Below are 12,386 nucleotides of genomic sequence, written 5' to 3'. Positions count from 1 at the left end.
TTGCCCGTGACCATGTCAAGCGTAGTCGCTGCCCACCGCCTCTGCAGAGGTCCTCGGAGCAGTCACCCGACTGCCCGGCAGGGTGGACAGGTGGTCCCGCAGGGTGCGGTGCGGGGTCCAGCCTTGGGAGCGGGACCGGGTGAGGTCCAGGACCACCGGGTGCGCCAGCTGGTCCACCGCATAGCGGCTCAGGGCCGGCTCGCCGCCCCCGGACAGCCGCTCCGCCGCCCGGGCCGCCACCCACGCCGCCCCGAGCGGCAGATGGCGGATCCGGGCCCGGATGCCATGGGCCCGCAGGACCCACCGCACGGCGGCGTCCCGCCCGTACGGCTCCGCATCGGCCACGTTGTACGCCCCCGGCTCCCACCCGGCCGCGGCCAGCGCGGCCCCGGCCAGGTTCTCCACCGCCGTCAGGCTCAGCGGCACGTCCGGGCCCGGCAGGAGCAGCGTCCCCGCCCGCACCCGGGACAGGATCCGCGGCAGCAGCGTGGTGTCGCCCGGCCCGTACACGGCCCGCGGCCGCAGTACCACCGCCCCGGCGGCCAGGGCGAGGGCCTCGCCCGCCGCCTTGCTGCGGCCGTACGCGTTCAGGTGCCCGGCCCGGGGATGGTCCTCGCGGACCAGGCTGCGGTCCCGCCGCGGGTCGTACACGCTCGCGCTGCTCACCCACACCACCGGCCGACCCCCCGCGGCCTCCAACAGCCGCTCGGTGCCCGCCACGTTGACCGCGTACATCTCCGCCTCGCCCGGCGAACCGGGCGCCGGATCACCGACCGCCGCCGCACAGTGCACCACCACGTCCGCCCCGGCGAGGTCCGGCAGGGCGCGGGCGGCGTCCCAGTGGCGGTGCTCCCCGACGGGCCCGGGCCGGCGCCCCACGCAGACCACGTCCGCGCCGGCCGCCGCCGCGGCCCGCGCCACGTGCCCGCCGCAGAAGCCGGAGGCTCCCGTCACCGCGATCCGGGTCATGACGCGGCCCGTACGGTCAGGACCCGCCAGCCGGGCAGCGCCGCCCGCCGGTCCACCCGGGCGCGGACGACCCGCGGCCGGTACGGGGCCAGCGCCGCCAGTACGTCGGCCAGCTGGGCCCGGGCCAGCCGCGCGCCGGGACACGCGTGCGGGCCGGCGCCGAACACCAGATGCGCGTCGGCGGGCGCGACCGGGTCGAGCGCGTCGGGGTCCCGCCGGTGCGCCCGGGCGGCATGCCGGGCGACCAGCAGCAGCCGGTCGCCGGCCCGGACCGGGCAGCCACCGACCCGCCCGTCGGCGGCGGCCACCCGCGGCAGCACCGGCGAGGCCGCGGTGACCCGCAGCAACTCGTCGACCAGCCGCGGCAGCATTCCCGGATCCGCGGCCTGCGCCCACAACCCGGCATCGGCACACCATGCCACGGCCCGCGGCACCGCGGCCACGCTGGTGTTGACGGCAGCCACCGCCACCATGGCGGCCAGGGCCCCGTCCCACCCCGGCCCCTCGACCGCCGGCGCGACCGCGCCCCGGCTCCGGCCCGCGACCGGGCAGGCGCCGGCGTCGGAGGGCCCGACTGCGGCGGGGGACAGCAACGCCCGCAGCGCGGGGGCCGATGCGGTGGCCCTGGCGGCGGCGCCCGGGCGGGGTGGGCCCGGGAGGTGGGTGCGGATCGAGGCCGAGGCGGCCTCGGCGCAGGCGCGGGCCACCTCCACCGGGTCGGCGGGGGAGTCCAGCAGGGCGCAGACCACCGTCCCGGACAGCTCCCGGGCCAGGGCCGCCAGGTCCACCTCGCCTCCGTGCGCGAGCGGAGCCAGCCGGCGTTCCAGCAACGGCCGCCACAGCGCGCGCAGTTCCTCCACCCCGGCCGCGCCCAGCCCCGCGGCGAGGCCGCGCCGGCCGGCCCGGTGGCCGTTGCCCTCCTGGTCGAACAGGACCCCGCCGCCCGGGGCGCCCGCCCCGGCCAGGGCCTCGCGCGCCGCGCCGCCGGTGGTGCCGGTCGCCGTACGGTCCAGCGGCAGGCGGGTCAGCGCCTCGCGGTAGGCGCCCGCGTCGTGGACCAGCACCACCCGACCCAGCCGGCGCACCCCGCGCCCGCGCGTGGCGGCGAGCAGCGCGAACAGCACCGGGTGGCTGCGGAGGTACACCCGCCGATCACGGCGCCGCGCCGCGGCCGCCCCGGCCCCGGCCGCCCTCATCGCCGGCCCCGCAGCCGCGCGGCCGCCAGGGCCGACGCCGCCGCCCGGTCCGGTTTGCGCGAGCGCCCCGCCAGCGGGACCTCCGCGAACAGGACGGCGTCGGGCCGCGCCGAGCCCATCCGCCGCAAGGGGCCGGCCAGGGCGGCGCGCAGCTGCGCCGCCGCCGCCCCGGGGCGCGGCTGGACCACGGCCACGAGGCGTTCATCGCCCGAGGCCCCGTCGGCCCCGTCGGCCCCGCCGGCGCCCCCGTCCGCCGGGACCCCGACCAGCACGGCCAGCTCCACGCCCGGCACGTGCAGCGCGGGCTCGTACAGGCCCGGGTAGATGTTCTCCGCCCGGCGCAGCACCATGTCCTTCGTCCTTCCCTCCAGCACGATGCGGCCGCAGCCGTCCAGCCGTGCGCGGTCTCCCGTGCGCACCCACGGCTCGGGCTCCTCGCCCAGGTAGCGGTGCCGGGCCGCCGGCCCCGCGAGCAGCAGCTGCCCGTCCTCGTCCACCTTGGCGGTCACGCCCGGCAGCGGCGCCCCGACGAGGTCGCCGCCGCGGCCCCCGTCGTCGTACGCCGCCTTCTCGGCCGCCTCGACGGCCGCCGCCGGGAACAGCTCGGTCAGCGCGTACACGCCCCACGCCTGCCCGGCACCCGCCTCCCGTACGCGGCCCAGCAGCTCGGCGGAGACCGGCGCCGAGCCGGTCCACACCCGCCCGTGGAAGCGGGCGCCGACGCGCAGCGCGTCCCGCAGCTGCGGCGGGGTCAGATAGGTGTCCGCGGGCCGCAGCCGGTCCAGCTGCCGGGCCAGGACGCGCGGGGAGCGGGCCGGCAGGGCGACCGGCGCGCCGCGCGTGAGGGCGGGCACCAGCACGAAGAAGGTCCCGCCGAGCACGGGCGCCGCCGCCCCGGCAGCCCCGGCGGTCGGCTCCCCTGCGCCCGTGAACAGCGCGTGCACCGTGTCCATCCCGGCGGCCAGGCTCGCCCGGGTGTGCACCACCGCCCGCGGCCTCGACGTGGTCCCCGAGGTGAACACGATCACCGCATCCGCGTCGGCGTCGGGGTCCGGACCCGCCCCCGGCCCGGGTACGCCGGCCCGCCGCGCCCCGAGGTCCAGCGCGGGCGCGCACCCCGGCAGCCGCGGCCCGACGGTGGCCACCGGCCCGCCCAGCCCGGCCAGGTCGGGCAGTTCGAGCCGGGCCCGGCGGGCCAGCGGCCGGGCCCACCCCGCGACCGCCTGGGCGGCCGCGTCGGCCAGCACCAGCGAGGGCCGGGCCAGCGCCAGCCGGGCGCGCAGCACGTCGGGCCCGGCGCCGGGGTCGAGGACGGCCCCGCGCAGCCCGAGCCGCCACAGGGCGAGCAGCACGGCCAGGGCCCGCGGCCCGGGCCGTACGGCGACGCCGACGGTGTCGCCGGGCCGCAGCCCCCGCGCGTGCAGGGCCGCGGCGAACGCATCGGCCAGGTCGGCGAGTTCGCCGCGCCGCATCCGCACCCGCGGCGCGCCGCTGCGGCCCGAGGTCAGTACGGCGGGCCGCTCGGGGCGGACGGTGCGCACGGCGTGGTCGAGTCGGTCGAGCATCAGCGGGGGTCCGTTCCGTGGCGGCCGCTGCCCTGGTCGAGGTACCAGCGGGCGGTGCCGGCGATCCCGTACGCACGCAGCCGGCGGGTGGAGTTCTCCACGACCATGCCGCGGCAGCGGCTGATCCGGTCGGTGTGGCGGCGTACGGCGTTGAGGAAGAGCCGGTCGGTGGGCGAGGGCCGCCGCGGCATGCCGCCGACGGCCAGGTACAGCTCGGCGGTGATCGCCATGTTGTTCCCGGCGTGCATGCGGTACGGGGCGCGGAAGCCGTGGCGGCGGGCGTGCTGCGGCCGCAGCCGCCCGAACAGTGCGGCGAGGGCGACGAGCACGGCGAAGCCGGCCCGCCCGAGCGGCCCGTGCTCGTCGCGCCGGGCGGTGACGCGCCCGCACGCCAGCCCGGGGCGGGCCGTCAGCGCCGCGCGGGCCGCGCCGGTCCAGCCGGGCCGGGGCAGGCAGTCGGCGTCGGTCCGGGCGAGCAGGGTGGCGCCGCGGCCGATGGCGTACCGGAAGCCGGTGTCCACGGCGGAGCCGACGCCCTTCTCCGGCTCCTCGACGACGTGCACCGGGAACGGCGCTGACGCCGCGAACTCCCTTGCCGCGCGCGCCGTTCCGTCGGTGGAGGCGTTGTCGACGACCAGCAGTGTGAAGTCCCGGTCCCGCTGCGCGGCGAGCGCCCGCAGCGTCTGCGCGAGCCGGGCCTCCTCCTGGTGGGCGGGCACCACCACCCACAGCGCATGCCCCGTACCCCGGGCCGGCCCGGACCCGCTCACGACTTCTCCCAGACCATCGTCATGACGCTGATCCCGCCACCGAGCCCCACACACAACACCCGCTCGCCGGGGGCAAGTTCCTCAAACACCCGGTCGAGCTGCACGCCGATGCTCGCGCTCGCGACGTTGCCGAGCTCGGGCACGGTGACCACGAGCTTCCCGGCCGGCACCCCGGTCAGCTCCGCGAACCGCTCCAGGTACGGCACCGTCACCTGGTGCACCAGCACGCGGGCGAACCCGTCCCAGTCCAGGCCGGTGCGGTGCAGGGTCCGGTCGATGACGGCGGTGCCCATCTTCTCGAACACGCCGCGCAGTTCGTGCCCGTCACCGCGGAAGTAGGTGTACGCGTCCCCGCGCGGGTGGCGCGAGCCGCCGCCCGGGATCCCGCCGACCTCCCAGTGCTCGGAGTGCGTCTCGGTGTCCACGTCCAGGATCCCGCCGCGCTCCACCGCCTCCACCACCACGGCCGCGCCGGCGTCGCCGAAGGTGTACCCGGCGAAGCCGCTGCGCAGCTCGGCCGGGCCCGCCGGCTCGTACTGCACGGCCCGGCTGGGGGTCTCCCCGGTGACGACCAGGGCCCGCCGGGCCCGCCCGGCCAGGATCATCGCCCGGGCGAGGTCGATGCCGTTGACGAAGCTGTTGCAGGCGTTGGTGACGTCGAGGGCGTGGGCCCGCGTACCGAGCTCGGCCTGCACGATGTGGGCGGTGGCCGGCTCGACCATGTCGCGGGACGCGGACGCGAACAGCAGCAGGTCGACGTCCGGGGCGGTGAGCCCGGCGGCCGCGAGGGCCCGGCGGGCCGCGGCGGAGGCGAGGGTGGACGCGTAGACCCCGTCGGGGGCGACGCGGCGGGAGCGGATGCCGGTGGCCTGGGCCAGCAGCCTCGGGGGCAGCGCGAGTCCGCTGCGCCGGGACACCTCCTGCTGGAGCGCCTCCGAGGAGACGGCCTCTTCCGGCAGCACACTGCCGACGGCGGTTATCCCGGCCCGGGGCGCGGGCCCGCGCGCGGACTCGGACGGCGACTGAAGAAACATGCCCCCACCCTGGCAACCGACCGCCGCCCGAACCTGAGTACACGTGCTCAACCAGCCACCCCCGAGGCCCCAGCCCCTCTGAGTACCAGTCCCGCTTCCGAAGCCGCGGGCGGCAAAGTCCCCCCGCCCCAGCCTTCGAAGCCAGGGGTCGGAACAACCAGCCTCGCCGGCGTTTGAGGTGCGGGGCGTGGGGCGGCGCCCGAAGACACCCGGCTGGGGCGCGAGCCAGGCCCTGTTGCGCGGGGAGCGGTTGCCCGTACCGTTCCACCAGCGGAGCGGCCGGCAGGCTGCTCCCCGTTCCCCCCCCGTGTCCCCCATGCGCAGCGTTGGGAGGTCATTCCGGCAGATGCGCGGAGCGTGCGGGAGGGCTTGCGTTCGCCCGCTGTACCGCGAGGCGTCACGGTTTGATCCCCGGCCGGTACCCCGGACGCGCTGTCCTTGGGGCGCCCCTCGACACCCCCCTCACCCGCAGAGGTCGTCATCCATGGCTGAACTCAACCGCCGCCGGTTCCTGCAGATAGCCGGCGGCAGCGCCGCCGCGGCGATGCTGAACGAGAGCATCGCGCGGGCGGCCGCCATTCCCGCGCAGGTCACCACCGGCACGATCCAGGACGTCGAGCACATCGTCGTCCTGATGCAGGAGAACCGGTCCTTCGACCAGTACTTCGGCACGATGAAGGGCGTCCGCGGCTTCGGTGACCCGCGCCCGGTGCTCCAGGACAACGGGAAGTCCGTCTTCTACCAGTCCAACGGGACGAAGGACATCCTCCCCTTCAACCCACAGGTCAGCGACCTCGGGATGCAGTTCGTCGAGGGCCTGAACCACGACTGGGCCGGCGGCCACCAGGCCTACAACAACGGCAAGTACGACAAGTGGGTCCCGGCCAAGACGGCCACGACGATGGCGTACATGACGCGGAACGACATCCCGTTCCACTACGCGCTCGCCGACGCCTTCACGGTCTGCGACGCCTACCACTGCTCCTTCATCGGCGCGACCGACCCCAACCGCTACTACATGTGGACGGGTCACACCGGCAACGACGGCACCGGCGGCGGCCCCGTCCTCGGCAACCAGGAGGCCGGCTACGGCTGGAAGACCTACCCCGAGCGCCTGGAGGCGGCCGGGATCTCCTGGAAGATCTACCAGGACATCGGCGACGGCCTGAACGCGGCGGGCTCCTGGGGCTGGATCGGCGACGCCTTCCGCGGCAACTACGGCGACAACTCCCTGCTGTACTTCAACAGCTACCGGGGCGCCCAGCCGGGCGACCCGCTGTACGAGAAGGCCCGTACGGGCACCAACGCCAAGGCGGGCGAGGGCTACTTCGACCGCCTGCGCGCCGACGTCGTGAACGGCACCCTGCCGCAGGTCTCCTGGATCGCCGCGCCCGAGGCGTTCAGCGAGCACCCGAACTGGCCCGTCAACTTCGGCGCCTGGTACATCTCGCAGGTCCTCGACGCGCTGACCGCGAACCCGGCGGTGTGGGCGAAGACGGCGTTCTTCATCACCTACGACGAGAACGACGGCTTCTTCGACCACGTCGTGCCCCCGTACCCGCCGGCGTCCTCGGCCTGGGGCCTGTCCACGGCGGACGTCACGCGCGACCTCTACCCCGGCGGCGGCGGTTACACGGCCGGCCCCTACGGCCTCGGCCCGCGCGTGCCCATGATCGTGGTCTCGCCGTGGAGCAAGGGCGGCTACGTCTGCTCCGAGACCTTCGACCACACCTCGGTGATCCGGTTCATGGAGAAGCGGTTCGGGGTGCAGGAGCCCAACATCTCGCCGTGGCGCCGCGCGGTCTGCGGCGACCTGACCTCGGCCTTCGACTTCACCCAGGCCGACGCCACCCCCGCGTCCCTGCCGTCCACGGCCGGCTACCTCCCGCCGGACCACAACGCGCACCCCTCCTACCACCCGGTCCCGCCGGCGACGGGCACCCTGCCCAAGCAGGAGGCCGGCTCCAAGCCGACCCGCGCGCTGGGCTACGCCCCGTACGTGGACGGCAAGGCCACCGTCTCCACGGGCAAGTTCACCCTGACCTTCTCCTCCGGCCCGACCCTGGGCGCCCACTTCCACAGCACCTCGGGCAACCGTACGGACGGCCCGTGGCCCTACACGGTCGAGGCGGGCAAGATCCTCTCGGACACCTGGTCGACCAGCAGCTCCACCGGCAACCGGATCGACCTGACGGTCTGGGGCCCGAACGGGTTCCTGCGCACCTGGAGGGGCCCGGCGAAGAAGGCCGGCCCCGAGGTCACGGCCCGCCACGACGCCGCCACCGGCAACCTGCTGCTGACCCTGGTCAACTCCGGTACGGCCGCGGTCAACCTGACGGTGACCAATGCCTACGGGGGCGCGGCCCAGACCCTCCGCGTCGCCGCGGGCGCCACCGCCTCGCACACGGTGGACCTGCGTGCCTCGTCCCGCTGGTACGACGTGAAGGTCGTCTCGGACCTCGACACCACCTTCCTGCGCCGCTTCGCCGGCCACGTCGAGACGGGCGCCCCGAGCCTCTCGGACCCGGCCCTCAGGACCGTCTGACCCGGTCCTCGGCCCCTCTCAGCAGCCGCCGCTCCAGGACCGGCAGGTCCCCGGGGCGGTGGCTGCGGGCGTGCGCCAGCAGTAGGTTCCGCGCGGTGTCCGGGACCCGGCGGCGCTTGGGGTGGCGGCCGGTGAAGTGCTCGCCGGCGAAGAACCGTACGGCCCCTTCCAGTCCGGCGCGGTCGGTCTCCCGGACCGCCCAGGCGAGGTCCGCCGTGGGGGCGTCCGCGAGCAGCCGCAGCGGGGCGGCCTCGGCCAGCACCGAGGCGGCGTCGTCCGGCTCCCGCCGTGGCGCGCCGAGCCAGCCGAACACCGCGGCGAGCGGTACGGCGGGACGGTGCCCGTCCGCGGCCCCACTGCCGGCCAGGGCCTCGGCGTACTCCCGCAGGCCCGCGGGCGCCGCCCGCACCCACCGGGCCCGGTGCCGGGCCGGTATCCCGTCCGGTGCGTCGGGACCGAGCAGGTGCGCGAGCGGCTCGGCGCGGGCCGGGACCAGGGAGCGGACGACCTGCCCGCTCGCCTCGTACAGCGTCACCGCGCCGTCGTGGCCGAGGCACATGCACTCGAAGGCCCCGTGGGACCCTCCGGCTCCGCCGGCCGGTTCCGGCCACGCGGCGAGCACGTCGGCGATGTCCGCAGGGTCGAGGACCTCGTACGCTGCGGGGTGGTACGGGCGCCCCGCCCCGGCCCCCCACGCCCCGCGGACGCTGACCCGCACGGTGCGGGATATCGGCTTCATGACGCGATGGTAGGTCCGGCTCCTCGCCGAGACCCTGGCGTCCTGCGGCGGGGCCATCGGCGGGCAGCTGCGGGTGGTGGCGGACGTCGGGGACACCGAGTACGCCGTGGCGTGACGTCGGGCGGTGTGGGGGCGGGTGGGGTGGGCAGAACGTACGGCGTCGGCCTCCGGTGGCATCGCCGTACCGCAGAGGCCGACGCCGGACCCAACTCCGCCACCCGTCACCGAGGGAGACCGCATGGCCATCGCCCACCGCAGGATCGGCACCGGACCCGTCCGCGCCATCGTGCTGCACGACTGGTTCGGGACCTCCGCCAACTGGGGCTCCGTGCTGGACTACCTGGACCCGCAGGGGTTCTCGTACGCCTTCCTCGACTACCGCGGCTACGGCGACCGCCGGGACGTCGAAGGCCGCTACACCCTTCCCGAGATCGCCGACGACGTCCTCGCCCTCGCCGACGAGCTCGGCTGGGACACCTTCTCCCTCCTCGGCCACTCCATGGGAGGCAAGGCCGTCCAGCAGGTCCTGGTCCGCGCCCCCGAGCGGGTCGAGAAGCTGATCGGCATCAATCCGGTGCCGGCCGGCCCGTACGAGATGGACGACGCCACCCACGCCCTCTTCCACGGCGCGGCCGGCAGCCCGGAGAACCGGCGCATCATCCTCGACCTCGTCACCGGTCACCGTGCGAGCGGCCACTGGCTGAACCGCATGGTCGCGCACTCCCTCGCCGTCTCCCGCCCCGAGGCCTTCGCCGCGTACCTGGAGAGCTGGCAGCCGCTGGACCTGTCCGCCGCGGTCAAGGGCAACACCGTCCCGGTGCTGGTCCTCGTCGGGGAGCACGACCTCGCGCTCACCCCCGATGTGATGCGCGCCACCTGGCAGGTCTCGTACCCGAACTGCCGGGTCCACCCCCTGCCCGGCGCCGGCCACTACCCGCCGCACGAGACGCCAATTGCCTTCGTCACAGCGGTCGAGAACTTCCTGCGCAGCTGACCGGCCGCGCCGCGCCGCCCCCATTGCCGCCCCGAAACGCCCGTAGGGGCACGAGGAAGACCTCGTGCCCCTACGGGCCAAAAGGGTGAGTGACGGGACTCGAACCCGCGGCCACCTGGACCACAACCAGGTGCTCTACCAACTGAGCTACACCCACCACGAAGGGCGGCGGACCACCCGTTCGATGTGCATGCACAGCATAGCCGATCAGCGGGGTGGTCCTGCGCCGCGCCGTCTCACGCGGTGAGGGCGACGGCCCCCTGCCCGGTGCACCCGGCGGCGTGCGCGACGGCGGCCGCCGCGAGCGCCTTGACGATCGGGTGCGGGCGCGTCCCGTCGCCGTACAGCTCCGGCTGGAACAGCGTGGCCAGGAAGAACGGGTGGCCCGGCAGCTCCGCGACCCGGACCTGCCCGTCCTCGTCGTGCCCGGTCAGCCGCAGCCCGTGCGCGGCGAGCGTCGGCAGGTGCCGCGGGTCGGGCCCGTAGTTGCAGTGGTAGCGCTCCATGCTCCGCTCGGCCCCGAGCACGGACTCGGCCAGCGTGCCCGGCTCCAGCCGTACGACGCCCTCGTGCCCGACGAGCGAGCAGGCGAGCGGCGCGATCAGCATGTCCTCGCCGTCGGGGTCGTTCTCGGCGTGCGCGACCCCGGTCAGCCCGCACACCGAGCGGGCGTACTCCAGCAGGGTGTGCTGGAACCCGCCGCAGGTCCCGAGGAACGGGATGCCCTCCTCGCGGGCCACGCGGATCGCGGCCAGCGCCCCGGCCTCGCTGGCGTACGGGCTGCCCGGCAGCACCCACACGGCGTCGAAGCGGGCCAGCGCCCCGGAGGCCGCCTCGGCCTCGGCGTCGGCCGTGGGGATCCAGTACGCGTCGAGGACGAGCCCGTCGCGGGAGGCCAGGGCGTCGAAGAGCAGCGGGATCCGGACGTGGGACGTCACGTGCGGGGAGCGGTCGCCGACGAGGGCGATCCGGGCGACGGGGGAGGTGGCGGGGGAGGTGGCGGGGGAGGTCGGCGTGGGCTCTGTGGTGTTCGCGGTCTTCATGTGGATCATCCTCGAGGTGCGCCCGCCTTCAGCGCCAACGATTGTTCCTGCACCCCCGATAAGCAAAGCTGATGACCATGGATCCGCACCTCCTGCGCACCTTCGTCACCGTCGCCAGGCTGTCCTCCTTCTCCGCCGCCGCCCGCGAGCTCGGCTACACCCAGTCCGCTGTCTCCCAGCACATCGCCGCCCTGGAGGGCGACCTGCGCACCGAGCTGCTCACCCGGCGCCCCGTGGAGCCCACCCCCGCTGGGGCACGGCTGCTGGAGCACGCCGGGCCGCTGCTGCTGCGGCTCGACGCGGCCCGCGCCGACGTGCTGCGGCTGGCCGCCGCGCCGCCCGGGCGGGTCACCCTCGCCGCCTCCCCGCTCGCCGTCGGGCCCCGGCTGCTCGCGGCGCTGCCCGCCACCGGGGTCGAGCTGCGGGTGCTGCCGCGCTCGGAGGTGCCGGCCGCCCTCGCCACCGGCGGCTGCGACCTCGGGCTCGTCGACGGCCTCGCCGCCCGCAGCGACCCGCTCCGGCTGCCCGACGTGGCCCCGCTCACCGTCACCGGCATCGGCGAGGAGGAGCTGGCCGTGCTGCTCCCGGCCGGGCACCCCTTCGCCGGGCGGCCCTCCGTCCGACTGGACGACCTCGCCGACGCGCGCTGGCTCGACGCCCCGCACGCCGGCCTCACCCCCGCCGCCGTCCGCACCACCCCCGCCCTGCGCTACGGGGGCACCGACCTGCACGCCCTGTGCGCCCTCGCCGCCGCCGGACACGGCCTGGCCCTGCTGCCGCGCCGGGTCGCCGAGGCCGCCGGCGCGGGGACGGCCGTACCGCTGGCGGACCCGCGACTGGTGCACCGTACGGAACTGCTCAGCCCCGGCGCCCCGACCGGCGCGGCCGCCGCCCTCGCCGCCCGCCTGGCCTCGGCGTCCACCCCGTAGCGGACCCGCCTCCCCCACACGGGGGAGCGCCGGTGACCACCACGGACCGACGATCCGCAGCGCCCCGCCGCGCAGGCTGGTCCCATGACCGAGACAACGATGCGCCCGGTGCCCCGCTGGGCCGAGCGGGCCGCCCGCGCCATCCCGCTGCTGATGCTGCCGGTGTGCCTGTGGCGGCTGCCGTTCGCCTTCCACTTCCCGATGGGGCTGCGGGACGACGGGCCTTTCCCCGACTCCCTCTGGCTCTCCGTGCCGTACATCTTCGGGCTCAGCATCCTGTCGGAGCTCGCCGCGCTGTCCTGCTTCGCCCTGGTGCGCGGCTGGGGCGAGGTGGTGCCGCAGCGGGTCCCGCTGATCGGCGGCCGCCCCGTCCGCCCGGCGGTGGTCCTCGTCCCGGCGGTCCTCGCCTCGCTGGGGGCGCTGGCCCTGCTCGCCGACTGGGTCCTCGGCACCTTCGGCCTGGCGGGCGTGCCCGCACCGCACTTCGCGAACGGATGGTGGGCGCTGCTGGCCGCCGTGACCAGCGGCCTGTTCGTCCTGTGGGGCCCGCTGCTGGCGGCCCTGACCTGGCAGTACTACGCGCGGCGCTGCCGCACCTGAAT

At 76.2% G+C, this 12,386-nt stretch carries 11 protein-coding genes and 1 tRNA gene; 4 read left to right on the top strand and 8 right to left on the bottom strand.

Annotated elements, in window-relative coordinates; genetic code table 11:
• Window positions 1–15: 15 nt before the first annotated feature.
• From AB0F11_RS06350 to AB0F11_RS06330, 5 genes are read right to left on the bottom strand one after another with little or no spacing between them, the layout of a single operon-like run.
• Window positions 16–969 carry an NAD(P)-dependent oxidoreductase gene (locus AB0F11_RS06350; protein WP_362169016.1) on the bottom strand — a complete coding sequence of 318 codons (954 nt, stop codon included), beginning with the start codon at window positions 967–969 and terminating at the stop codon, window positions 16–18.
• Window positions 966–2,114, bottom strand: a complete 1,149-nt coding sequence (locus tag AB0F11_RS06345) for a cytochrome P450 (RefSeq protein ID WP_362169014.1) — start codon at window positions 2,112–2,114, stop codon at window positions 966–968. Before AB0F11_RS06345 ends, AB0F11_RS06350 begins: the two co-directional genes overlap by 4 nt.
• Before the next feature lie 47 nt (window positions 2,115–2,161).
• Window positions 2,162–3,730, bottom strand: coding sequence for a class I adenylate-forming enzyme family protein (locus AB0F11_RS06340; RefSeq protein WP_362169012.1), 1,569 nt, complete (start codon window positions 3,728–3,730; stop codon window positions 2,162–2,164).
• Entirely contained in the window at window positions 3,730–4,500 is a 771-nt protein-coding gene (locus AB0F11_RS06335; protein WP_362169010.1) for a glycosyltransferase, read from the bottom strand. Before AB0F11_RS06335 ends, AB0F11_RS06340 begins: the two co-directional genes overlap by 1 nt.
• Complete coding sequence (locus tag AB0F11_RS06330; protein WP_362169008.1) at window positions 4,497–5,534, bottom strand: 3-oxoacyl-[acyl-carrier-protein] synthase III C-terminal domain-containing protein; 1,038 nt, start codon at window positions 5,532–5,534, stop codon at window positions 4,497–4,499. The genes AB0F11_RS06335 and AB0F11_RS06330 overlap by 4 nt, the downstream gene beginning before the upstream one ends.
• A 484-nt stretch (window positions 5,535–6,018) precedes the next feature.
• Between AB0F11_RS06330 and AB0F11_RS06325 the strand changes: the two genes are divergently transcribed.
• The gene (locus AB0F11_RS06325) at window positions 6,019–8,079 is read left to right on the top strand and encodes a phosphocholine-specific phospholipase C (RefSeq protein ID WP_362169006.1); all 2,061 of its coding nucleotides are present in this window, start codon (window positions 6,019–6,021) and stop codon (window positions 8,077–8,079) included.
• Here the strand turns inward: AB0F11_RS06325 and AB0F11_RS06320 are convergent.
• Entirely contained in the window at window positions 8,066–8,818 is a 753-nt protein-coding gene (locus tag AB0F11_RS06320) for a hypothetical protein (RefSeq protein WP_362169004.1), read from the bottom strand. The genes AB0F11_RS06325 and AB0F11_RS06320 overlap by 14 nt on opposite strands.
• A 238-nt stretch (window positions 8,819–9,056) precedes the next feature.
• Here AB0F11_RS06320 and AB0F11_RS06315 point away from each other — a divergent pair, with 238 nt between their 5' ends.
• Window positions 9,057–9,812: an alpha/beta hydrolase gene (locus AB0F11_RS06315; RefSeq protein ID WP_362169002.1), complete on the top strand. Its 756-nt coding sequence runs from the start codon at window positions 9,057–9,059 to the stop codon at window positions 9,810–9,812.
• Between the two features lie 84 nt (window positions 9,813–9,896).
• Here the strand turns inward: AB0F11_RS06315 and AB0F11_RS06310 are convergent.
• Window positions 9,897–9,969 (bottom strand) — tRNA-His (locus AB0F11_RS06310).
• A gap of 79 nt (window positions 9,970–10,048) precedes the next feature.
• Window positions 10,049–10,855: a hypothetical protein gene (locus tag AB0F11_RS06305; RefSeq protein WP_362169000.1), complete on the bottom strand. Its 807-nt coding sequence runs from the start codon at window positions 10,853–10,855 to the stop codon at window positions 10,049–10,051.
• Window positions 10,856–10,932: 77 nt separating this feature from the next.
• Here AB0F11_RS06305 and AB0F11_RS06300 point away from each other — a divergent pair, with 77 nt between their 5' ends.
• Together AB0F11_RS06300 and AB0F11_RS06295 are read left to right on the top strand one after the other, a co-directional pair.
• Window positions 10,933–11,784 carry a LysR family transcriptional regulator gene (locus AB0F11_RS06300; protein ID WP_362169205.1) on the top strand — a complete coding sequence of 284 codons (852 nt, stop codon included), beginning with the start codon at window positions 10,933–10,935 and terminating at the stop codon, window positions 11,782–11,784.
• Between the two features lie 84 nt (window positions 11,785–11,868).
• Window positions 11,869–12,384 carry a hypothetical protein gene (locus AB0F11_RS06295; RefSeq protein WP_362168998.1) on the top strand — a complete coding sequence of 172 codons (516 nt, stop codon included), beginning with the start codon at window positions 11,869–11,871 and terminating at the stop codon, window positions 12,382–12,384.
• The last annotated feature ends 2 nt before the right edge of the window (window positions 12,385–12,386 follow it).

The sequence above is a fragment of the Streptomyces sp. NPDC032472 genome (genome assembly GCF_040636955.1).
Lineage (GTDB): Bacteria > Actinomycetota > Actinomycetes > Streptomycetales > Streptomycetaceae > Streptomyces.
Note: the sequence above shows the minus strand (reverse complement) of the source record. Positions and strands in the feature narration are given on the sequence as shown.